Origin of the sequence: Roseomonas marmotae (assembly GCF_017654485.1) — a bacterium.
In the GTDB taxonomy this organism is placed as follows: Bacteria; Pseudomonadota; Alphaproteobacteria; order Acetobacterales; family Acetobacteraceae; genus Pseudoroseomonas; species Pseudoroseomonas marmotae.
Genome location: NZ_CP061091.1, coordinates 2,098,600 through 2,119,147 on the forward strand (window position 1 = coordinate 2,098,600; position 20,548 = coordinate 2,119,147).

Annotated in this window: 20 protein-coding genes; 6 read left to right on the forward strand and 14 right to left on the reverse strand. The window is 69.8% G+C overall.

The features are described from left to right. Positions 1-19 precede the first annotated feature (19 nt). Together minD and minE are read left to right on the forward strand one after the other, a co-directional pair. Positions 20-838: a septum site-determining protein MinD gene (gene minD / locus IAI58_RS09935; RefSeq protein ID WP_207445886.1), complete on the forward strand. Its 819-nt coding sequence runs from the start codon at positions 20-22 to the stop codon at positions 836-838. After that, on the forward strand, positions 835-1,122 hold the full coding sequence (minE, locus tag IAI58_RS09940) for a cell division topological specificity factor MinE (protein ID WP_207445887.1): 288 nt from the start codon (positions 835-837) through the stop codon (positions 1,120-1,122). The genes minD and minE overlap by 4 nt, the downstream gene beginning before the upstream one ends. A gap of 3 nt (positions 1,123-1,125) precedes the next feature. Here minE and IAI58_RS09945 read toward each other — a convergent pair whose 3' ends face one another. The 4 genes from IAI58_RS09945 to IAI58_RS09960 form a co-directional block, all read right to left on the reverse strand. Beyond that, a complete protein-coding gene (locus tag IAI58_RS09945; protein WP_207445888.1) occupies positions 1,126-1,455 on the reverse strand; it encodes a hypothetical protein in 330 nt (109 codons plus the stop codon). A 118-nt stretch (positions 1,456-1,573) separates the two neighbouring features. Next, the gene (locus IAI58_RS09950; protein WP_207445889.1) at positions 1,574-1,762 is read right to left on the reverse strand and encodes a hypothetical protein; all 189 of its coding nucleotides are present in this window, start codon (positions 1,760-1,762) and stop codon (positions 1,574-1,576) included. A 191-nt stretch (positions 1,763-1,953) separates the two neighbouring features. After that, positions 1,954-5,739, reverse strand: a complete 3,786-nt coding sequence (locus IAI58_RS09955; RefSeq protein WP_207445890.1) for a translocation/assembly module TamB domain-containing protein — start codon at positions 5,737-5,739, stop codon at positions 1,954-1,956. After that, positions 5,739-7,613 carry an autotransporter assembly complex protein TamA gene (locus IAI58_RS09960; protein ID WP_207445891.1) on the reverse strand — a complete coding sequence of 625 codons (1,875 nt, stop codon included), beginning with the start codon at positions 7,611-7,613 and terminating at the stop codon, positions 5,739-5,741. The genes IAI58_RS09955 and IAI58_RS09960 overlap by 1 nt, the downstream gene beginning before the upstream one ends. A 25-nt stretch (positions 7,614-7,638) precedes the next feature. On the opposite strand from IAI58_RS09960, the gene IAI58_RS09965 reads away from it, so the two are divergent. Beyond that, positions 7,639-8,793, forward strand: a complete 1,155-nt coding sequence (locus tag IAI58_RS09965; protein ID WP_207445892.1) for an amidohydrolase — start codon at positions 7,639-7,641, stop codon at positions 8,791-8,793. A 55-nt stretch (positions 8,794-8,848) separates the two neighbouring features. Here the strand turns inward: IAI58_RS09965 and IAI58_RS09970 are convergent, their stop codons facing one another. Next, a complete protein-coding gene (locus IAI58_RS09970; RefSeq protein ID WP_207445893.1) occupies positions 8,849-9,895 on the reverse strand; it encodes a YeiH family protein in 1,047 nt (348 codons plus the stop codon). A gap of 105 nt (positions 9,896-10,000) precedes the next feature. Here IAI58_RS09970 and IAI58_RS09975 point away from each other — a divergent pair, with 105 nt between their 5' ends. Then, complete coding sequence (locus IAI58_RS09975; RefSeq protein ID WP_207445894.1) at positions 10,001-10,882, forward strand: LysR substrate-binding domain-containing protein; 882 nt, start codon at positions 10,001-10,003, stop codon at positions 10,880-10,882. 4 nt (positions 10,883-10,886) lie between these two features. Here IAI58_RS09975 and IAI58_RS09980 read toward each other — a convergent pair whose 3' ends face one another. The 9 genes from IAI58_RS09980 to IAI58_RS10020 all read right to left on the reverse strand — a co-directional run bounded on the left by IAI58_RS09980 (position 10,887) and on the right by IAI58_RS10020 (position 18,992). Then, on the reverse strand, positions 10,887-11,210 hold the full coding sequence (locus tag IAI58_RS09980) for an FtsB family cell division protein (RefSeq protein ID WP_207445895.1): 324 nt from the start codon (positions 11,208-11,210) through the stop codon (positions 10,887-10,889). Between the two features lie 122 nt (positions 11,211-11,332). Continuing rightward, entirely contained in the window at positions 11,333-12,610 is a 1,278-nt protein-coding gene (gene eno / locus IAI58_RS09985; RefSeq protein WP_207445896.1) for a phosphopyruvate hydratase, read from the reverse strand. Between the two features lie 96 nt (positions 12,611-12,706). Then, positions 12,707-13,177 carry a DUF2214 domain-containing protein gene (locus IAI58_RS09990; RefSeq protein WP_207445897.1) on the reverse strand — a complete coding sequence of 157 codons (471 nt, stop codon included), beginning with the start codon at positions 13,175-13,177 and terminating at the stop codon, positions 12,707-12,709. Positions 13,178-13,184: 7 nt separating this feature from the next. Beyond that, the gene (locus IAI58_RS09995; RefSeq protein ID WP_207445898.1) at positions 13,185-13,571 is read right to left on the reverse strand and encodes a DUF6152 family protein; all 387 of its coding nucleotides are present in this window, start codon (positions 13,569-13,571) and stop codon (positions 13,185-13,187) included. 156 nt (positions 13,572-13,727) lie between these two features. Then, positions 13,728-15,356: a CTP synthase gene (locus IAI58_RS10000; RefSeq protein WP_207445899.1), complete on the reverse strand. Its 1,629-nt coding sequence runs from the start codon at positions 15,354-15,356 to the stop codon at positions 13,728-13,730. 168 nt (positions 15,357-15,524) lie between these two features. Next, positions 15,525-15,905 (reverse strand): preprotein translocase subunit SecG, encoded by a 381-nt coding sequence (gene secG / locus IAI58_RS10005; protein ID WP_207445900.1) that lies wholly within the window; start codon positions 15,903-15,905, stop codon positions 15,525-15,527. A gap of 23 nt (positions 15,906-15,928) precedes the next feature. Beyond that, positions 15,929-16,444 (reverse strand): CinA family protein, encoded by a 516-nt coding sequence (locus tag IAI58_RS10010; protein ID WP_207446082.1) that lies wholly within the window; start codon positions 16,442-16,444, stop codon positions 15,929-15,931. Positions 16,445-16,446: 2 nt separating this feature from the next. Next, the gene (locus IAI58_RS10015) at positions 16,447-16,947 is read right to left on the reverse strand and encodes a phosphatidylglycerophosphatase A family protein (RefSeq protein ID WP_207445901.1); all 501 of its coding nucleotides are present in this window, start codon (positions 16,945-16,947) and stop codon (positions 16,447-16,449) included. Then, complete coding sequence (locus tag IAI58_RS10020; protein WP_207445902.1) at positions 16,944-18,992, reverse strand: lytic transglycosylase domain-containing protein; 2,049 nt, start codon at positions 18,990-18,992, stop codon at positions 16,944-16,946. Before IAI58_RS10020 ends, IAI58_RS10015 begins: the two co-directional genes overlap by 4 nt. A gap of 174 nt (positions 18,993-19,166) precedes the next feature. Here IAI58_RS10020 and dapA point away from each other — a divergent pair, with 174 nt between their 5' ends. Both dapA and smpB read left to right on the forward strand, forming a co-directional pair. Then, positions 19,167-20,045, forward strand: coding sequence for a 4-hydroxy-tetrahydrodipicolinate synthase (gene dapA / locus IAI58_RS10025; protein ID WP_208775925.1), 879 nt, complete (start codon positions 19,167-19,169; stop codon positions 20,043-20,045). 7 nt (positions 20,046-20,052) lie between these two features. After that, the gene (gene smpB / locus IAI58_RS10030; protein ID WP_207445904.1) at positions 20,053-20,547 is read left to right on the forward strand and encodes an SsrA-binding protein SmpB; all 495 of its coding nucleotides are present in this window, start codon (positions 20,053-20,055) and stop codon (positions 20,545-20,547) included. Position 20,548 lies beyond the last annotated feature (1 nt).

A 20,548-nucleotide genomic window follows, 5' to 3' on the forward strand; every position in this document is an offset into this window, starting at 1 on the left:
CAGAGAGGAGAGTGACCCTATGGCGCAAGTGATCGTGGTGACATCGGGCAAGGGGGGCGTGGGCAAGACGACCACCTCGGCCGCCTTCGCCACCGGTCTTGCCCAGAGCGGCAAGAAGACTGTCGTCATCGACTTCGACGTGGGCCTGCGCAACCTGGACCTGATCATGGGTGTGGAACGCCGCGTGGTGTTCGACATCGTCAATGTGATCAACGGCGAGGCGCGGCTGAACCAGGCGCTGATCCGTGACAAGCGGGTGGACACCCTCTCCATCCTTCCCGCCAGCCAGACGCGGGACAAGGACGCCCTGACCAAGGAAGGCGTCAAGACCATCATCGATGAACTGTCCCAGGATTTCGACTACATCCTGTGCGACAGTCCCGCCGGCATCGAGAAGGGCGCGCTGCTGTCGCTCTACTTCGCGGATCAGGCCGTGATCGTGACGAATCCCGAGGTTTCCTCGGTCCGCGACTCCGACCGTATCCTGGGCGTGCTGCAGTCCAAGTCGAGGCGCGCCGAGGAAAAGAAGGAGCCGGTGAAGGAGCATCTGCTGGTCACCCGCTACGACGCCGCCCGCGTCGAGAGGGGAGAGATGCTGAAGCTGGAGGATATCCGCGAGATCCTGGCCATCCCCCTGCTGGGCGTGATTCCGGAGAGCGAGAGCGTGCTCAAGGCTTCCAATACCGGCAACCCCGTCATCCTGGACGAGGGTTCGAACGCCGGCAGTGCATATTCGGATGCGGTGGCACGCTTCCTCGGTGAGGATCGTCCCCACCGCTTCATCGAGCCGGAGAAGAAGAGCTTCCTCTCCCGGCTGTTTGGGGGGAGGGCGGCATGAGTTGGATCGACATCTTCAGAGGCAATCGCAAGCCACCAGCCTCCGCCGGCGCCGCCAAGGAGCGCCTGCAGATTGTCCTGGCGCATGAGCGCATCAGCCGGACGGGAGAGGACTTTCTGCCCAAGCTGCAGAAGGACCTGCTGGAGGTGATCTCCAAGTATGTGGCGATCGATGCCAAGGCTGTGAATGTCTCCCTCGACCGCGGGGGCGACATGTCCACGCTCGCGATAGAAGTGGAACTGCCGGGCCCCAAGGTGGAGCCCCGCCGGCAGGCGGCATCCTGAAGGTCACCGGCCGGCAATCCTGTCGGCCCGGATGACCTTGCCTGGGCCAGAGCCCTGACGGCCGGAAACCGGCATCAGCGCCCGGTTACGGTTCTGCCCGAGACCCGAACGGCCGCCGGAAACCGACGCGGCCGCGCCATAGGCGATACGCTGGCCAGCGCCCGCGGTGGCGGCATGAAGGCGACCATGCCGGCGGCACAGCGCGAGAGCTTCACCGCAGCGGATTCCCAGAGCGAAGCGCCCGGCGCGCCAGAACCTGGACAGAAGAAGAAGGCCCGGAAACATCCGGGCCCATGTGCCGGCCATTCCCGGCGGCGCCATGCTGCTCCACATGGCCAAGCAGTCAGGTATCCGCTCCGGCCCGCCGCACACCGCCACCCCAGGATACCGTGCCGCGCGACGAACAGGCGGCGAGGAGAGGGGCGGCGGGCAGCGCAGCCGGAGCCTTGCGTCAGCGACGCGAAGTCAGTTCGGTTTCCAGGGCCTTGATCTTGGCCGTCAGGGACTCGCGCAGACTGGCGGCCGCGTGCGGCTTCAGGGCCGCCAGCGCTTCCTTTAAGTCACGGAGCTGCTTCTTCTTCTCCTCCAGGGAGCGTTGGATTGGGCGGTTGCCGGACATCTGGCCGTCGAAGGCACGCATGACACTGGGATCCTTAAAGGTTCAAACCCGGCCGCAGCATCGCCGCCGCGCGCGCGGGGCGGCGGGCAAGGCAATGGGCCGGGGGAGCAAGGCGGCGGGCCGGCCAGCGTCAGGCCGGCAGCGGCCTGGAAGCATGGCTCAGGCCCGCCTCAACCGGTATCGGCCAGATGCCGGCGGAAGTCGAGGCCAGTTCAGTACTCGACTTCGTAGGAGAGGCCGACCTTCTGCCCAGCCTCGCCACCGGTGCTGCTTTCCAGCTTCAGCCGGGGCGTCAGTTCCACATCCACCTCCACGCGGGGCCCGCCTTCCAGGCCCTGCTCGACCCCGACATAGACGCCCTGGCCGATATAGCCGCCGGCCTCCAGCGTCGAGTTTGAGGCACTGCCGGTGCCATTGTCATCGGTACTGCCGATACCCAGCCGGTCCAGCCCCAGCCGCTCCGCCAGCCGGCTGAAGAAGCCGCCGCCGCCGCTACCCGGCAGCACGCCCGCCGTGCCAGCGACGCTTGCGGCGAGCTGCGCGATCTCGAAGGGCGAGAGCTTGTCGACCGACCGGCCGAAGAGCAGCCGTGCCAGCACCTCGTCCTGCGGCAGTTCAGGGTCGGAGGTGAACTTGATCACCGGCGCACTGGGCTGGCCGGTGATGGTGACGGTGATCATGACCCCCTGGACCGTGCTGGTGGCGGCGAAATCCAGGCTCGGCAGCAAGCCGGCGCCATCGAAGACCAGGGCGCCATAGCTGAAGGTCAGCCGGCGTTCCAGGAGCTGGAAGGTGCCGCGCCGGAGCTTGAAGGTGCCGTCCGGCGACGGGTTAGCCGCCGTGCCGCCGATATGGACGCTGCCGCCCATCTCGGCATCCAGGCCGCGGCCACGCACCAGGATGGATTGTGGCGCCTCCACCCGCAGGTCCAGTGCGACCGGGGCCGCGGGCGTGGCCTCCAGCGCGGGAGCCGGGGGCGCGGCGTTGCGGCGGGGCGTGGGGCGGGTGCTGCGGGTATTGGGGCCGCCGCGTTCCTGCACGTCGCCCAGCGTCACCACGCCGCCGCCGGGCAGTTGCTGCGGAATGTTGATGACCGCGCGGCGCAGGAGAATGGTGCCGCCCAGTGCCGGCGTCACCTGCAACGGGCCGGTGAAGCGAAGGTCGGCATCGGTCAGCAGCGTCACCAGCTCGCTCTGCAGGGGCTGCGCGTTGCGGGCGGTGACGGTGATGTCGATCGGAATGCCGGCGGCAAATGGCTCCAGGGAGCCTTGCGCGTTGATGCTGCCCTGGCCTGCGCGGGCATTCAGCCGTTCCAGCAGGATCTGCTGGCCCTGGGCGCGCAGCCTGCCCGTGATATTGGTCAGCCTCAGCCCATAGAGCGGGTTGCGGACGGTGCCGTTGGCCAGGTCCACCGTGCCGCCCAGCTGGGGTGCGCCAAGCGTGCCGCCGGCGCTGGCATCCAGCACGATGCGGCCATTCACCTGATTGGCGCCACCGCCCAGCGTGGGCGCCAGTGCCGGCGCGAGGTCGACCGTGCCCTTCACGCTGGCGGAGAGTGGAGCCTCGGTGGCGGGGCCCTGGGGCAGGCTGGCCTGGGCGGTGAGGTTGGCCAGATTGCCCGCGCGCAGGCTGGCATCGGCACGGATGGCGCCGGCGCCGTTGCGGGTGGCTTCCATCCGCAGGGTCGCGGCAGGCCAGCCACGCGACCACGGGGCCGTGACGGTGAGGCCGGTGCCGTTGATCACCGCTTTCACTTCCGGCGCCGAGGTCGGGCCCGTGATGCGCGCCTCGCCTACCACCGTGCCGCCGAATTGCGGCTGAGGCACGAAAAGATTGGCGACGGAGAGGGGCAGGGCGGCCAGCGCAAGGCGCAGATCGGCGCGCTCCGGCCCCCAGCGGCCGCTGAGGGTGATGTTGCCGGCTGGCCGTGCGGTCAGCCGCAGGCCCGGGATCTCCACGGCGCCGCTGGGCGGCAGCAGGATGCTGCCCGGCGCCGCCAGCCTGATGCCGTACTGCCCCTGCGTGACATCCAGCGCCGCGAGGTCGAAGCGCATGCCGTTGTTGCCGCGCGAGAAGCGGCCGCGGCCGTTGGCGCTGGCCATGGGCAGCTTCGCATTGGCGGCGAAATCCAGCGCCGCATCGGTGCCGCGCAGGGTCAGTTCGGCGCCGATGGTCTGGCCCGCGGCCTGCAACTGCTGCACCTGCAGGCGGGCATCGATGCCCTGGCGCTCCTCCTGCGGCGTAAGGGTGGCGTTCAGCTCCAGCCGCCCCGCCACGGGCTGCCCGGCCAGCGCGCTCAACGGCGCCAGGTTCTCGGATTTCAGGCGGGCATGTCCGTCGAAAAGGCTGGTGGTGGTGTTGAAGCTGCCATCGGCGGTGACGTCGATGGGGCCGAACTGGCCCTGCGCCTCGGCCAGCCGCACCAGATCGCCTTCGGCGGCGGCGCGCAGGGACAGGCTGACCGGCAGGCCCTCCGCCTGGGCGGTCAACCGCGCGTTGCCGGCCAGCCCCATGACGGCGGGCGTCTCCACTTCCAGTTCCGGCGCCTCCAGCCGGCGGCCGGAGACGGTGAGGCCGGGGCTGGAGAGATGCGCCGTCACCGCCGGATTGGCGGCGGGGCCGCGCACCGTGGCGCGCAGGTCCAGCGGCCCGGCCACCTGTGGCGAGATGCGGGAAACCTCGGGCGCCGAGAGATGCAGCGTGAGGTCCAGCTGCTCGCCGAAGGTGCCGGAGCCTTCCAGCCGCGTGGCGGCGCCATCGACGGTCAGGCTGTCGATGCGGGAGATGGTGCCGGCATATTCCACCACGGGCGCGGGGCCCAGCGCCGCGTCGGCGGGAGCGGGGAGGCGCAGCCCGTCAGGGGTCAGCCGCAGCCGGAAGTCCTGGCCATTGGCGATGCTGCCATCCAGCGCGATGGACTCCCAGCCCACCACCTCCGGCACCAGCGGAGCCAGGGCGGTGGAAGCGGCGACGCGTCCCTGGACCGTCAGCAGCTCCATGCTGCCCTCGGCCGAGATCTCGCCGCCCGGCGCGCGCAGCCAGAGCCGCGCCAGCCGCAGATCCCCGGCCGTGCCCTGGCTGGCGTCGATCGCGAATTCCAGCCTCGCGGCCGGTGGCGGCAGCAGGGTGGGTACTGCGGCATCCCCTTCCAGGGCGATCCGCGCGGAACGATCGGGGTTCATCGCCACGGTGCCTTGCGCGGCGAAGCGCGCGGCCTCACCGATGCTGCCCTGGGCGCGCAGCGCGGCGCCGCTGGCCGGGCCGTCCAGGCTCAACGAGAGGTCGGCGGGGTTGTCCGGCGCGCCGATAGCGGTGGCAAGCACGCCGCCCGCCGGCTCCTGCACCCGAAGGTTCAGCTTCAGGGCGGATTTAGGGTCCAGCCCGGCCTCCAGCGTCAGCTCGCCCGGCTGGCCCAGGCGGTGCAACTGCAACTGCGCCTCCAGCGCCGCCGCGACGAAGCTGGCATCGCCCTGGGCGGAAAGCGCGAAGTCGCCGCCAGGAGCGGCCTCCTCCTGCGTTGCGGCCACCAGTTCACGGGGGATCTCGATCCGCGCGATGTCGAGCTGCCGCAGGCGGATGGCGACCGGCAACTCAGGCAGGGTGGGGATCAGCGGGCCCTGCTCTTCGGGCTGCGGCTCCGGCTCGTCCGGCGAAGATTCCGGCAGGCGCAGCAGCGCGACGCGATCGGCGGCGACACGCTCGATCAGCAGCTCGCGGTTCAGCAGCGCGCCAAGGCCCAGGTCGATCCGGCCATGTTCCACCAGCAGCCACGGGCCTTTGGAATCGGCCATGGTGAGGCGGGAGAATCCCGGAGAGCCGGGAATGGGGCCGCGCAGCCCCTCGATGGTCAGGCCCGGCACGAGACGCGTGGCCAGGCGCTCGATGGCCCGCTGCCCCGGCCCGGTATTGGCGCCGAGCAGGAGACCGCCCACCAGCAGCAACGGCAACAGGATCAGGACGGCCAGGATGCCGCCCACCCACTTCAAAGCCCGCCGCATCAGAAAGCCTGCCCGATGCCGACATAGAGGCCGAAGCCGCTATCCCCCGGCTCCTTGTTCAGGGGGACGGCGATATCGGCGCGCAGGGGCCCGATGGCCGTCAGGTAGCGGACACCGAGGCCGGCGCCGTATTTGAGGTTGCTGACATTCGGCTTGGAATCGGTGCCCACGGAGCCGGCGTCCACGAAGGCCGCCATGCCCCATGCGCCGGTGATATGCTGCCGCAGTTCAACGCTGGCCTCGACCAAGGAGCGGCCGCCACGCGGCTCGCCGCTCCGCGTGCGGGGGCCGATGGACTGATAGCCATAGCCGCGTACGGAGCCGCCGCCGCCGGCATAGAAGCGCTTGTCCGGCGGGACATCCCCGGTGCCGGCACCCAGGATGCTGCCCACCACGCCGCGCAGCGCCAGGACGGTGTGCTTGTTGCCGGACAGGTCGAGATAGGTGCTGGCCTGCAGGCGGGTGCGGGTGAACAGATCGCTATCCGTGAAATTGTAGATGGGGCTGGCCAGCGCCGCGACGCGCAGCCCGCGGCTCGGGTTCAGCACGCTGTCCACATCCTCCCACCGCACCTGCCCGAGTACGCCGAGCAGCTGATAGTTGGTGGTCACGTCATCCTGGGTCACGCGGCTGATCTCGGCCAGGGGGCCGGCACCGATGCTCAGGCGGTCGGAGATCGGCCGTTCCAGCAGGATGCTGGCGGTGACTGCATCGCGGTCATAGGCCTTCAGCCTTTCCCGCAGCGCCGCCACATCATAGGTCATGGTCTGGTTCACGCCCAGGAACCAGGGCTGCCTCAGGTTCACCCCCAGCCTGCCGCCGGCATTGTTCGTGCCGCTGCCGGTGCCCAGGCGGTTGATCTCCGCCTCGACCCGCAGCCTCTCGGCGGCGCCGAAGAGGTTGCGGTGCTCCCAATAGGTGCTGAAGGTCGGGCCGTAGCGCGTCTCGTAAGCGGCACTGAAACCGATGGCGTGGCGGGGCCGACCGCTGACGGTGAAGGTAACGGGCAGGGTGCCGGCTTCGTCCAGCCGGTCCCCAGCGCGGGCGCGCACGGTGCCGAAGACGCCCAGGGCGGCCAGATTCCGCCGCGTCCTGTCCATCTCCTCCTGGCTATAGATCTCGCCGCGCAGCGGGCGGACGACATTGGCCAGCAATTCGTCATTCACCCCTTCCTGCCCCGTGACCACCGGCATGCCGAAGCGGGCGACCGGACCGGGGGTGACGCGGAAGGTCACCTCCATCAGCCGCGTGTCATGATCCACCACCACTCGCCGGGTGGCGGCGGCGAAGGGATGTCCGGTATCGCGGAGCCGGTCGACCAGGGCGTCCTGGGCATCGATGATGGGCTGCGCGCGGGCGGGCTCGCCCGCCTTCAGCTCCACGGTGCCAGCATCTTCCAGCGAGGCACCTGGGGGCTCCGCCCGCACGATCACGGGGGCCAGGTGGTACAGCGGCCCCTTGTCCACCCGGATGACCACGGGCACCGGCCCTGGCATGGCAGCCAGCCGCTGCGCCAGGCCCGGGGTGTCCGGTGCCTCGCCGGCCAGGGTGACGCTGCTGGTGCCGCTGTAATAGCCCTCGGACCGCAGGGCGTCCCGCAGGTTCCCGGCATCGCCGATGGCGCGGGCGATCAGGCCATCGGCATCGACGGGCACGCTCTCCCGCAGGTTCTCCAGGGCGGAGGCGCGGCGCAGCGCCTCGTCCAGCGCCTCGGAGCCGGTGTCGGGGATACTGACCTCGTAGCTGCGTACCGCCTCCTCGGTCGATGCGGCAGGCGTGGCGGCCGGCGTCTCCTGCCCCGGCGCGGGGCCGGAGAAACTGGTGAAAACCGGTGCCGTGAGGCCAAGGAGGAGGAGGGTGTATTTGAGGCGCATGTGCTTACGGGTTATGCCCTAGCACATGGAACCTATACTTGCCGAAACACTGACGCGTTGGCGCAGGCATCTCCACGCCAACCCAGGTCTGACCTTGAACGAGGGCGCGACCGCAGCCTTCGTCGTTGAAAAACTTCGGGAACTCGGTGTTACCGATATCACGGAGGGCGTCGGCGGCCACGGCGTCGTGGCCACGCTCCAGCGTCCGGGCAGCAACCGCAGCGTCGGCCTGCGCGGCGACATGGACGCGCTGCCGATCGAGGAAGCCGCCGCCGACCTGCCATGGCGCAGCACTGTCCCGGGCGTGATGCATGCCTGCGGCCATGACGGCCATACCACGGCGCTGCTGGGCGCCGCCGCCGTGCTGATGCGCGACCCTGACTGGACCGGCACCGTGCGGCTGGTATTCCAGCCCGCCGAGGAGGGCGGCGGTGGCGCCGAGGCCATGATCCGGGACGGGCTGTTCCAGCGCTTCCCGATGGACCGCATCTTCGGCTGGCACAACTGGCCCGGCCTCGCGGCCGGCACGGTCGCGGTGCATGACGGCCCGGTGATGGCCGCCGGCAACCGCTTCAAGATCGATATCGAGGGGCATGCCGGCCACGCCGCTCTGCCGCATCTGGCGCGCGACCCGATCGTGGCGGCCGGGCATGTCATCGTCGCCTGCCAGTCCATCGTCGCCCGTACGCTGGACCCGCTGGATACCGGCGTGGTCAGCCTGACCACGGTGCATGGCGGCGAGGCACAGAACCAGATCGCCGCCCGCGTCGAGATCAAGGGCAGCATGCGCTATCTGCGGAAGGAAGTGGGCGACCAGATCTTCCAGGGGCTGCAGCGCATCGCGGAAGGCGTCACCGCCACCTTTGGCGTGAAGGCGCAAGCCATCCTCCAGGGCGGCGTGCCCGTGACCGTGAACCACAAGGCGGAGGCCGACATGGCGGCGGAAGCGGCGGGCGCGGTGACGGCGGTGCGGCGCGACATCCCGCCGGCCATGACGGGCGAGGATTTCTCCCACTTCCTGCATCACGTGCCCGGCGCCTTCGTCTGGATCGGCAATGGCCCGGCCGATGGCGGGCGTGAGCTGCACAATCCCCATTACGACTTCAACGACGCCGTGCTGCCGGCGGCCAGCGGCTTCCTGGCCGAGGTCGCGCGGCGGGCCCTGGCGAAGGAGGACTGAGGGCGCCTGTGCGGGGCCGGCGCAGGCCCCGCATACCCGGCGGGCGGCAACCCTTTCAGGTCTCCGGCAGCAGCTGGATCAGCCCGAGGGCCGCCAGTCCGAGCGCCAGCAGGGAGAGCACCACCGTCGCTGTCACGCGGGCGCCGGCACTGGCCACCATCCGCACATCGACGCCCAGGCCCAGGGCCGCCATGGCCACCACCGTCAGGATCCCTGCGACGGTGGAGATCGGACCCAGCGCGAATTCCGGCACCGCGCCCATGGCGCGCAGGACGGCCAGCGCCAGGAAGCCCAGGATGAACCAGGGCACGAGGCGGGAGAGCGGCGGCTTCTTGCCCCCCACGCGCCCCGCGACCAGGGACAGGCCCAGCACGATCGGCCCCAGCATCAACACCCGCACCAGCTTCACCAGGGTGCCCACCTGGACGCTGAGCGCCGCGACAGGGGCGGTGGCGGCCAGGACCTGTGGCACGGCATAGACCGTCAGCCCGGCCAGCACGCCATACTGCAAGTCGGTCAGCCCCAGCAGCGGTATCAGCAGCGGCAGCAGCAGCACCACGGCCACGCCCAGCACGGCGGTGAAGGCGATGGAGGAGGCGACATCCTTGGCGCCGGCGCCAATCACGGGCGCGGCGGCGGCGATGGCGGAATTGCCGCAGATCGAATTACCGCAAGCCACCAGCACCGACATCTTCGGCGGCAGGCCCAGCGCGCGCCCGATGCCGTAGCCGAAGGCGAGGGACAGCGCGACCACCACCGCGATCCCGACCAGCAGCACCGGGCCCGCCGCCAGAATGGCCTGCAGGCTGAGCGAGGCGCCCAGCAGCATCACCGCCACTTCCAGCAGCATCTTGGCGCTGAAGGCGATCCCGTCGTTGAAGTATCTGGGCGGTGTCCAGACGCTCCGCACCAGCGTGCCGATCAGGATGGCCAGCACCAGGCTCTCCAGCCAGGCCCGGCCGAAAAGCGCGACCTCGACCCACTCCAGGATCTCGGCGGCGATGACAACCGCGGCGCAGAGCAGAAGGCCAGGCATCAGAACGCGGAGGCGGCCGATGATGCCCGCATGGGCAATAGGGGCCTGCGCTTGTGGGGAAGGCATAAATCTGTATCCGGAACGTATCGGCCATGCTTCTGGCCCTTGGCCATTCAGTGATCCAACGCGATGTTCTTGTCATTCCGTTCGAGAAAAACGAATGATTGGGGCATGACGCTCGACCAGCTTCGCATCTTCCTGGCTGTGGCCGAACGGGAGCATGTCACCCGCGCCGCCCACGCACTGAACCTGACGCAATCCGCTGTGAGTGCCGCTATCCGCGCGCTGGAGGCACGGCATGGCATCGCGCTGTTCCACCGCATCGGCCGCCGGATCGAGCTGAGTGAGGCGGGGCATATCTTCCGCGCGGAGGCCGAAGCGGTGCTGGGCCGTGCCCAGGCGGCGGAGTTGGTGCTGGCGGAGCTTGGCGGGGTGCAGCGCGGCATCCTGGCGGTGCAGGCCAGCCAGACGGTGGCCAGCTACTGGCTGCCGCCGCTGCTGGTGCGCTTCCGCGCCCGGCATCCCGGCGTGCAACTGCGGATGACGGCCGGCAATACCACCAGCGTCGTGCAGGCGCTGCTGGACGGCACGGCGGAGCTTGGCTTCGTGGAAGGTGAGGTGGAGGAGCCGGCCCTGGTGCAGACGCCGCTCGCCTCCGACCAGCTGATCATCGTCGTGGGGCTGGACCATCCCTGGGCGACCGGGGAGCCCATTTCATTCTCCCGCCTGCCGGAGAGCGTCTGGATCATGCGTGAGCCCGGTTCCGGCACCCGCGCGGCCTTCGAGCAGTTGCTGCCGCGCCTTGGCCTGTCGCCCGAGGAGGTGGAGACGGCGCTGGAGCTACCGTCCAACGAGGCGGTGCTGGCGGCGGTGGAAGGCGGTGGCGGCGCGGCGGTGGTATCGGAACGCGCGGCGGCGCCGCATCTGGCCGCCGGTCTGCTGGCGAGGGCTGGGGTCGATCTCCCGCCGCGCAGCTTCAAGGCGCTGCGGCACAGGGAACGCTATGCCACCGCTGCGGCGCGGGCGCTGCTGGAGCTTGCCGCCGGCGCTTAAGAGGTCAGAAGAGCTGCTTGCCCGGGCCGTAGGGTGCCACGATCTCGTCCTTGCCCACCATGTTCAACAGGGCGCGGGCACGTTCATCAAGCTGGTCGCGGTCGATCAGGTCGCCGCGCAGACCGGCGACGCGGCGTTCCATGCTGTCACGCTCCGCCTCCACCCTGGCCAGCTCGATCCTGGCGGCGGAAATCTCCACGGCCTTGGCCTCCCGCGCCAGGGAGCCCACGCGCGGACCATGCACGGCATACCAGGCGAAATGCCAGCACAGCCCGGCGAAGATCACCGGGACGAAGAGTACACTGATCGCCCGCTTGATCGCGCGCATCCAAAAAATCCCCTCGAACGGCCGATTCCCCCCGGCCGCTCCCCATGCTCACCAGAGGAGAGGTTTACGGCCGGCGCAAGGCGGGATTGCCGGGCGCATCATCAATGCGCCCGGCTGTGGCATCAGCGCCGCAGGATAGTGCGGCCGGCGTAACGCGCCGAGGGGCCGAGGCCCTGCTCGATGCGGATCAGCTGGTTGTACTTCGCCAGACGGTCGGAGCGGCTGAGCGAGCCGGTCTTGATCTGGCCGCAGTTGGTGGCAACGGCCAGGTCGGCGATGGTCGTGTCCTCGGTCTCGCCGGAGCGGTGGGACATGACGGCGGTATAGCCGGCGCGATGCGCGGTCTCGACCGCTTCCAGCGTCTCCGTCAGGGTGCCGATCTGGTTTACCTTCACCAGGATCGAGTTGGCGGTCTTCTTCTCGATGCCCTGGCGCAGGCGCTCGGGGTTGGTGACGAAGAGGTCGTCGCCAACCAGTTGCACCTTGGCGCCGAGCTTGTCGGTCAGCAGCTTCCAGCCGGCCCAGTCATCCTCGGCGCAGCCATCCTCGATCGAGATAATGGGATACCGGCCGCAGAGGTCGGCCAGGTAGTCCACCATGCCGGCGGCGTCGAGCTTCTTGCCCTCGCCTTCCATGTCGTAGACGCCGTCCTTGAAGAACTCTGTGGAGGCGCAGTCGAGGGCGAACATGATGTCCTCGCCCACGCGGTGGCCAGCGGCCTCGCAGGCCTTGGCGATGAAGCCCAGCGCTTCCTCGGCCGACTTCAGGTTCGGGGCGAAGCCGCCCTCGTCGCCGACATTGGTGTTGTGGCCGGCGTCGCGCAGCGCCTTCTTCAGGCTGGTGAAGACCTCGGCGCCGATACGCACGGCATCGGCCACGGTGCCGGCCGCCACCGGCATGATCATGAATTCCTGGATGTCGATGGGGTTATCGGCATGCTGACCGCCATTGATGATGTTCATCATCGGCACCGGCAGCGTGCGGGCGAAGACACCGCCGACATAGCGATACAGCGGCACGCCGTAATGCTCGGCCGAGGCCTTGGCGGTGGCGAGGCTGACGGCGAGGATGGCGTTCGCGCCCAGGCGCGACTTGTTCGGCGTTCCGTCCAGCTCCAGCATGGTCTCGTCGATCTTGACCTGCTCGGTGGCGTCCATGCCGGAGAGGGCGTCGAAGATCTCGCCCTCGACATTGGCGACGGCCTTCAGCACGCCCTTGCCGTGATATCGGGCCTTGTCGCCGTCACGCAGTTCGACGGCCTCATGTGCGCCGGTCGAGGCGCCGGAGGGAACGGCAGCGCGGCCCATCGCGCCCGAATCCAGCACGACATCGACCTCGACGGTCGGGTTGCCACGCGAATCAAGTATTTCGCGCGCGATGATGTCGGCAATGGAAGTCATTCCGGCGATCTCCTGTGATGGAAGTCACCGCGCGATAGGACGGTATTCGGCCGAGGGCAAGGGTAGGGGCGGTGATGTGAAGAGGCGGGGTGCCGGTCACAGGAAGCCGATCCATCGCCCCGCGACCAGTGCCGCCAGCCAAAGGATGGCCGAGGCCGCGGCCATGACGCGCACCGGCATGGCCACGGCACCGCCGTCCACCGCCAGCCGGTAGAAGCCGGCGCCGTGCTGCAGGCCGATGTTCAGCAAGGCGCAGGCCAGCAGGGCCAGCTTGGCCAGGAAGGCCGCATTGCCGAGATAATGCGGGGGGCGGACGGTGAAGAGCCAGAAGCCCGTGAGCAGGGCCAGCGCCAGCCCGGCGGCCGCGGCGCGGGTCAGGAAGGGCCCCAGCACCGCCAGCGGCACCTGCCGGAAGAAGCCCATCAGTCGCAGGTCCAGCGGCAGGATGGCGCCCAGCACCAGCCCGATCCCCAGGATATGCGCGGCATTGACGAAAAGGTAGGCCGTGCCGGAATGCCGCAGCCAGACCGCGCCCGGCCAGTCCGCCAGTGCCTGAACGGCCTCCATCCAGGCTTCAGCGGCTGCCGATCCGCTCCGGATACATGTCGAAGTTCCGGTCGGCGACCGTGACGCGCACGGCCTTCATGTGCCGCGCCCCCGCCTCGCGTGAGCGGTTGCCGAGGATGGTGATCGCATCGCCAGGCTTGACCGTCTCGGCGGTGAAGCCGGAACGCTGCGTCTGGCCGGGATTGCCGAGGTCGATCTGCCAGAGCTGCCCATCCGCCGCGCGCACCCGCAGCGTCGGATGCGGCGGCGCCATGGAAACGGCCTGGACCTGTCCTTGCAAGGTGATCTGCTCATCCTCGGCCCAGGACCAGCCATGATGGGCGGAGGCGGTTCCGCCGGCGAAAAGCCCTGTTGCCGCAGCCGTCAGGACAAGGCGTCGGGCCAGTAGGGTCATTGTCGTGCTCCCGGTTCCGCAGGCAGGGGTTCCGCGCCTGCTTTCCAGGAGATGCTGGGCATGGCCCGCACGCCGAGGGGCGTCACGGCAAATTGAGGCCGGACATGGAAAGGGCGGCCTGGGGCCGCCCTCGATATCCGGTTCAGTCCAGGCCGCTCAGACCATCCGGGCCTGCTTGACCGCCGCGCCGATAAAGCCGGCGAAGAGGGGATGCGGCTCGAAGGGCTTCGACTTCAGCTCCGGGTGGTACTGCACGCCGATGAACCAGGGATGGTCGGGATATTCGACGATCTCCGGCAGCAGCCCATCCGGCGAGAGGCCGGAGAAGCGCAGCCCGGCCTGCTCCAACCGGTCCCGGTAGCCGATATTCACCTCGTAACGGTGGCGGTGGCGCTCGGTGATCTCACCGGTGCCATAGACCTGCCGCACGAGCGATCCCTCGGCCAGCGACGCGGGATAGGAACCGAGGCGCATCGTACCGCCCAGGTCGCCTTCCTTGTTCCGCTTCTCACGCTCATTGCCGCGCAGCCACTCGGTCAGCAGGCCAACCACAGGCTCCTCGGTCGGGCCGAATTCGGTGGAGGATGCCTTCTCCAGCCCCACCAGGTTCCGCGCCGCCTCGATGACGGCCATCTGCATCCCGAAGCAGATGCCGAGGAAAGGCACCTTCTTCTCGCGCGCGAAGCGCACGGCTTCGATCTTGCCCTCGGCCCCACGCTCACCGAATCCGCCGGGCACGAGGATGCCGTGCACGCCCTCCAGCCGCTCCACCGCCGCCGGGGTCTCGAAGACCTGGCTGTCCACCCAGTCCAGGTTGACCTTCACCCCGTGCTGGATACCGCCATGCACCAGGGCTTCCGCCAGCGACTTATAGGCATCCAGCAGCGAGATGTACTTGCCGACCACCGCGATATTGACCTCGCCTTCCGGGTTGGTCAGGCGGTTCACGATACGCTTCCACTCGTCCAGGTTCGGCTCGCCATAGGCGGAGAGGCCGAAATGGCGCAGCACTTCGCGGTCGAGGCCCTCGGCGTGATACTGCAGCGGCACGCCATAGATGGGCGAGGTATCCAGCGCCGGGATCACGCTCTCCGGCCGCACGTTGCAGAAGAGCGCGATCTTGCGGCGCTCGTTCTCCGGGATCGGCCGGTCACAACGGCAGAGCAGGATCTGCGGCTGGATGCCCAGGCCCAGCAGTTCCTTCACGCTGTGCTGCGTCGGCTTGGTCTTCAGCTCCCCGGCCGAGCGGATGTAGGGCACCAGCGTCAGGTGCATGAAGAGGCTGCGCTGCGGGCCCAGCTCGTTGTTCAGCTGGCGCAGGGCTTCCAGGAAGGGCAGGGACTCGATGTCGCCCACCGTGCCGCCGACCTCGATCAGCACGAAGTCCAGCCCGTCGGTGCCGGCCGTGGCGGCTTCCTTGATGGCGTCGGTGATATGCGGGATCACCTGGACGGTGCCACCCAGGTAGTCGCCCCGCCGCTCCTTCGCGATCACGTCGGCATAGATGCGGCCCGAGGTCCAGGCGTCGGACTGGTGGGCATGCACGCCGGTGAAGCGCTCGTAGTGGCCGAGGTCGAGGTCGGTCTCGGCACCGTCGTCGGTGACGAAGACCTCACCGTGCTGATACGGGCTCATGGTGCCCGGATCGACGTTGAGATAGGGGTCGAGCTTACGAAGGCGGACCTTGTAGCCCCGTGCCTGCAACAGCGCGCCGAGGCTAGCCGCCGCGATGCCCTTGCCGAGGGAGGAAACCACGCCGCCGGTGATGAAAACAAACCGCGTCATGGGCCGCCTTTCTACCAAGCCGTCGGGGCATCGGGAACCCGCCAGGACGGCATCACTGCTCTGCTGCACTGCTGGGGGCTCCCGAGGCCCAAAGCAGTCTGCTCATACAAAAAGGGCGCCGGAGGCATCGCCTCCCGCGCCCGGACCAAGTGCCGTGTCGTGGCGGCCTTAGTTCGTCGGCACCGAAGGCTGCGCCGGAGTGGCCGGCAGCGCGGGTGCCGGCTGCTGGGTGGCGCCGGAGTTGATCCCCGGGGCCTCGCTGCTCGGCACGGACGGAATGGCCGGGCCGGGCGGCAGGTCCAGGATGGAGCCAGGCCGGGACTGGCCGCGCCCCAGAAGGGCCATGGCCAGAGCCAGCACCATGAAAAGGGTAGCCAGCACGCCGGTGGTGCGCGTCAGCAGGTTGGCCGTGCCGCGCCCGCTCATGAAGGACCCCATGCCCTGGGAGGAGCCGATGCCGAGGCCGCCGCCCTCGCTGCGCTGCAGCAAAACGACGCCGATCATCGCGAGGGTGACGAAAAGGTGCAGGACCAGCAGGACTGTCATCATGGCGGGGCCGCTTCTAACCGCGATCAGACGGATTTGCCAGCGGAAGTAACACTCGCCGCTTCCTCCGCCGCCATGCGGAAGGCCGTGGCGACGGTCGCGGCCCTGACAGCCGTGCGATCGCCCGGGAAAACATGGCCTTCCACCCTGGCCGGCTGCCCGGCCAGCGCCACGCCCACATAGACCAGCCCGACCGGCTTGGAGGCGGTGCCGCCGCCCGGCCCGGCGATTCCCGTGGTGGAAATGCCCATGGAGGCACCCGACTCGCGCGCCGCGCCCTCGGCCATCGCCGCCGCGACCTCGGCGCTGACGGCGCCAAGCCGCGCGATCAGCGCAGGGTCCACGCCGACCGACTTGCTCTTGGCTTCGTTGGAATAGGTGACATAGCCCCCCAGCAGCGTGGCGGAGGAGCCGGGGACCGCCGTCACGGCCGCCGCCACCAGCCCACCCGTGCAGGACTCGGCGGTGGCCAGCGTCAGTCCGCGCGATTGCAGGATCCGCAGTAGCAGCGCGGCCTGTTCCAGGGTCTCCTCGGGCAGCATGGTCACAGCGTCACTCCCATCCAGCGGGCGGCTAGCAGGAGGGCGGCGGCCAGGGCGCCAGCGATGATATCGTCCAGCATGACGCCGGCGGGGCCCTTGCGGCGGTCCGCCCAGCCGACGGGGCCGGGCTTCAGGATATCGAAGGCACGGAACAGCAGGAAGGCCAGCAGCACCCCGGCGATGCCCGTCGCCACGGGCAGCGCCGCCAGGGCAAGGGACTGCCCGGCGCCTTCATCCACCACCACCCAGCCGGGGTCGCGCTGCGCCTCCGGCAGCCGCGTCAGCGCCCACCAGCCCAGGATCGAGAGCGCCAGGGCCAGCGACAGGCTGGCCTCCGGCCCGGCCAGAGCCACCGGCAGCACCAGCAGCGATCCCCAGGTGCCTGGCGCCGGCCGCAGGAAGCCTACCCCGCCCAGGCTGGCCACGAAACGGGGCAGGGTGGCGGAGATGGCGGAAGGAGCACTTTCCGGCAGGTTGGCGGGAAGCTCGGCCTGCTCGCTCATCGGGCAGCGGTGGCGCTGAGGGGCGCGCCAACCGGCAGCCAAGGCTTCAGCGGATGGTCCAGCCCCGCCGTGCCGGCATCCAGGGCGCGGTAGATCACCGCGTTCTCCACTACCCGCTGCACGTAGTTGCGGGTCTCGTTGAAGGGGATCATCTCCATCCAGTCGATCATGTCGGCACCGCCGGCCACCGGGCCCAGACGCGGGTCGCCATAGGTGGAGACCCATTCATCCACCCGGCGCGGCCCGGCATTATAGGCGGCTGCGGCCATGGCCAGATTGCCGAAGCGGGCGATCTGATCCGCCAGATACTGCGAGCCGAGCTGGATATTGTGGAGGGGCTGGGAGGTCAGCCAGCCCGTCTGGGTCGGGACGCCCAGCTGCCGCGCCACCTGCGCCGCCGTGCCGGGCAGGAGCTGCATCAGCCCCCGTGCATTGGCCGGCGAGACGGCGGTGGTGTCGAAATTGCTTTCCTGCCGGCTGATGGCATTGATGAAGGCCGGTTCGGCCTCGCCCGTCGCGGGGGCGGGGTAGGGGGCCGGGAAGCCTTCCGGCAGCAGCATCACGCCGTCGATGCCCGCGCGCCGGGCGATCCAGACGGCATGGTCGGGGCGGCCGATGCTATGGGCCAGCCGTGCCGCCAGCACCTGGGTGGCGGGGTCGGCCGCCAGATCCTCGATCCGCAGCAGGAAGGTGCGGGCGCGGCCGGTATCGCCGAGATCGGCCAGGGTCACAACGGCGCGCGCCAGTTCCATGTCCAGGAAGGCGGCAGCGGCGGCGGGGCTGGGCACTGCCGGCACCACGCCGCTGATGCGTGCCGAGACCTGCGGCGCGCGCTCCCCCAGCGCCAGGGCAGCCAGCTGGCCGTAGAAGCCGGTCGGCAGGGTGGCGGCCTCCGCGTAGTGCTCGCGCGCCTCGGCCGCGCGGCCCTGCGCCTCAGCCGCCCGGCCGCGCCAGTAGGAGGCGCGGGAGCGGGTGATGATGCTGCTGCTGTCCCGACCCAGCACCGCGAAGTGCCGCGCCGCCCGGGCCGGGTCGTCCAGCTTCCGCAGGGCGATGAAGCCGGCCAGGAACTCGGCGTCATGCAGCCCGGCGCTATCGGCGGGCTGCCCGTGATACGCCGCTATGCGCCAGGCCGAGGCCGCGTCCCCCAGCCGCAGCAGCTTGCGGGCCAGCACCTGCCGCTCCGTCCAGACGGCGCTGGCCGCCTGCGGCGTCAGGTCCCGCTGCAGGGGCTCGGCGGCCTGCCAGACGGCGGCGGCCTCCTGGTCGCGGTCCTTGCGGCGGAGGTAGCGTGCCCATTCGGCCGCGAGGCCGAGGTCGCCGGGGTTGGCAGGCAGGCCGGCTTCGGCCCCCGGCTGATCTCCGGCCAGGGCCAGCCGCCGGGAGGCTGCGGCCTGGCCGGCGGCGGGCAGCAACGGCAGCAACCGGCCGGCGGCGGCGAACTGCCGCGTCCAGGCCAGCCTCTCGAAGCGCGCCAGATGATCCTCCGGCGTCAGGACAGCGGCATTGCGGCTGAGGAAGGCGGCTTCCTCGATGGCTTCGGCCGGGCCGTCGCGCCAGGCGCGGCGCAGGCCCGGCACGGGGTCGCGCCCCTGGCGCTGCTGCACATCGGCCAGGGCCTGGGCGCCGCTCAGGCCGCGCGGCAGTTCGTGCCCATAGAGCTGCGACACCAGCGCGTCGTTCGGCAGTACGGGCAGCAGCTCCTCCGCCCGCGCCAGCAGGGTGGCACGCATGGGCCAGTCCGGGTTGGCGGCCAGGAAGGCGGCGATCTCCTCGGCCGTGGCCATGCCACGCACCTGCATCCGCATCCAGTTCACCAGCTTGGCTGCCAGCGGGTCCGCCATCACCGCCAGGGCGGCGGCATCCGTCCACCGACCGGCATTGGCGGCGCCGATGGCGGCGCGGCCGGAGGCGCGGGCGCTCTCGCTGGCCCAGGGCTGTGCCGCGGCCGGCAGCGCCAGGCCGAAGAGCAGCGGCGCCAGCAGCAGGGCACGGGCGCGGCGGCGGGGGAGGAAGCATGTGGGAACGCGGGAAGGACAGCGCATGGCCGCCGAACCCTAGCGGATCGGATCATGCTTGTCCCGAAGCCATCGGGGCCTCCCTGCGCGTGAAACATTTCCGCAACGCTTGTCGCGCGCCTCCGTCGCGCCTAGCTTCCGGCCTTCGCTGGCCAGATGGCCGGCGGAACTCTTTGCCCCCCCGGAAGGAAAGCTGCCCCGATGTTCAAGGGATCCCTCGTCGCGCTGATCACGCCGATGGCCGAGGATGGGTCGCTGGATGCCAAAGCCTTCCAGGAATTCGTGGAATGGCAGGTGGCGGAAGGCACCCAGGGCCTGATTCCCGTCGGCACCACGGGCGAGAGCCCGACGCTCTCGCATTATGAGCACCGCCGCGTGGTGAAGATGTGCGTGGAGGCCGCGGGTGGCCGCGTGCCCGTCATCGCCGGCACCGGCAGCAACAGCACCGAGGAAGCGATCGAGCTGACGCGCCACGCCAAGGAGGCGGGCGCCGATGCGGCGCTGATCGTGACGCCGTACTACAACAAGCCGACGCAGGAGGGGATGTATCTGCACTTCACGGCCATCGCCGATGCCGTGGACCTGCCGGTCATCATCTACAATATCCCCCCGCGCAGCGTCGTCGACATGTCCGTCGAGACGATGGCGCGGCTGGCGAAGCATCCGAACATCGTGGGCGTGAAGGACGCGACCGCCAACCTGACCCGCCCGCTGCATACCCGCGCCGCCATCGGCCCGGATTTCTGCCAGCTCTCGGGCGAGGACCACACCGCCCTGGCCTTCCTGGCCGCCGGCGGCCATGGCTGCATCAGCGTCACCGCCAATATCGCCCCGCGCCTCTGCGCCGAGATGCATGCCGCCTGGGCGGCCGGCAACTTCGCCGAGGCCATCGCCATCCAGGACCGGCTGCTGCCGGTGCATGACGCGATGTTCTGCGAGACCTCGCCCGGGCCGGTGAAATACGCCGCCAGCCTGCTGGCCAAGTCCACGCCGCGCTGCCGCCTGCCGCTGGCGCCGGTGGCGGAATCCACCCGCGCCCGGGTGAAGACCGCCATGGTCTCCGCCGGCCTGCTGAACTGAGGGGGCCATGGCCGCCAAGGACAAGAAGAAGTCGTCGCTGATCGCCCACGGCACGGCCGCGCAGAACCGCAAGGCCCGCTTCGACTACAAGATCGGCGAAACCTTCGAGGCCGGCATCGTGCTGGTGGGGCCGGAGGTGAAGTCCCTCCGCTCCGGCCGCGCGGCCCTGGCCGATGCCTGGGCCGGCGAGCGGGACGGCGAGATGTGGCTGTTCAACTGCTACATCCCGGAATGGCAGGCCGGCAGCTTCATGGCGCATTTCGAGCCGCGCCGGCCGCGCAAGCTGCTGCTGCACAAGAAGCAGGTGGAATCACTGACCGGCGCCATCACACGCGAAGGCGTCACGCTGGTGCCGCTGGAGATCCTGTTCAACGACCGCGGCCTGGCCAAGGTCGTGCTGGGCGTGGGCGAGGGCAAGTCCAAGGCCGACAAGCGCCACGCGATCGCCGAGCGGGACTGGCAGCGCGACAAGTCCCGGGTCCTGCGCGGCGACAAGTTCTAGT

Coding starts and splice junctions, on each gene's coding strand:
- IAI58_RS09960 (WP_207445891.1), bottom strand. CDS start 7,613: ATGCGCCTCAAATACACCCTCCTCCTCCTTGGCCTCACGGCACCGGTT.
- IAI58_RS09970 (WP_207445893.1), bottom strand. CDS start 9,895: ATGCCTTCCCCACAAGCGCAGGCCCCTATTGCCCATGCGGGCATCATC.
- dapA (WP_208775925.1), top strand. CDS start 19,167: ATGTTCAAGGGATCCCTCGTCGCGCTGATCACGCCGATGGCCGAGGAT.
- IAI58_RS09990 (WP_207445897.1), bottom strand. CDS start 13,177: ATGGAGGCCGTTCAGGCACTGGCGGACTGGCCGGGCGCGGTCTGGCTG.
- IAI58_RS10010 (WP_207446082.1), bottom strand. CDS start 16,444: ATGCTGCCCGAGGAGACCCTGGAACAGGCCGCGCTGCTACTGCGGATC.
- IAI58_RS10015 (WP_207445901.1), bottom strand. CDS start 16,947: ATGAGCGAGCAGGCCGAGCTTCCCGCCAACCTGCCGGAAAGTGCTCCT.
- IAI58_RS09950 (WP_207445889.1), bottom strand. CDS start 1,762: ATGCGTGCCTTCGACGGCCAGATGTCCGGCAACCGCCCAATCCAACGC.
- IAI58_RS09955 (WP_207445890.1), bottom strand. CDS start 5,739: ATGCGGCGGGCTTTGAAGTGGGTGGGCGGCATCCTGGCCGTCCTGATC.
- IAI58_RS09980 (WP_207445895.1), bottom strand. CDS start 11,210: ATGCGCGCGATCAAGCGGGCGATCAGTGTACTCTTCGTCCCGGTGATC.
- IAI58_RS10000 (WP_207445899.1), bottom strand. CDS start 15,356: ATGACGCGGTTTGTTTTCATCACCGGCGGCGTGGTTTCCTCCCTCGGC.
- IAI58_RS09945 (WP_207445888.1), bottom strand. CDS start 1,455: ATGTGGAGCAGCATGGCGCCGCCGGGAATGGCCGGCACATGGGCCCGG.
- IAI58_RS09995 (WP_207445898.1), bottom strand. CDS start 13,571: ATGACCCTACTGGCCCGACGCCTTGTCCTGACGGCTGCGGCAACAGGG.
- minE (WP_207445887.1), top strand. CDS start 835: ATGAGTTGGATCGACATCTTCAGAGGCAATCGCAAGCCACCAGCCTCC.
- eno (WP_207445896.1), bottom strand. CDS start 12,610: ATGACTTCCATTGCCGACATCATCGCGCGCGAAATACTTGATTCGCGT.
- IAI58_RS09965 (WP_207445892.1), top strand. CDS start 7,639: ATGGAACCTATACTTGCCGAAACACTGACGCGTTGGCGCAGGCATCTC.
- smpB (WP_207445904.1), top strand. CDS start 20,053: ATGGCCGCCAAGGACAAGAAGAAGTCGTCGCTGATCGCCCACGGCACG.
- secG (WP_207445900.1), bottom strand. CDS start 15,905: ATGATGACAGTCCTGCTGGTCCTGCACCTTTTCGTCACCCTCGCGATG.
- minD (WP_207445886.1), top strand. CDS start 20: ATGGCGCAAGTGATCGTGGTGACATCGGGCAAGGGGGGCGTGGGCAAG.
- IAI58_RS09975 (WP_207445894.1), top strand. CDS start 10,001: ATGACGCTCGACCAGCTTCGCATCTTCCTGGCTGTGGCCGAACGGGAG.
- IAI58_RS10020 (WP_207445902.1), bottom strand. CDS start 18,992: ATGCGCTGTCCTTCCCGCGTTCCCACATGCTTCCTCCCCCGCCGCCGC.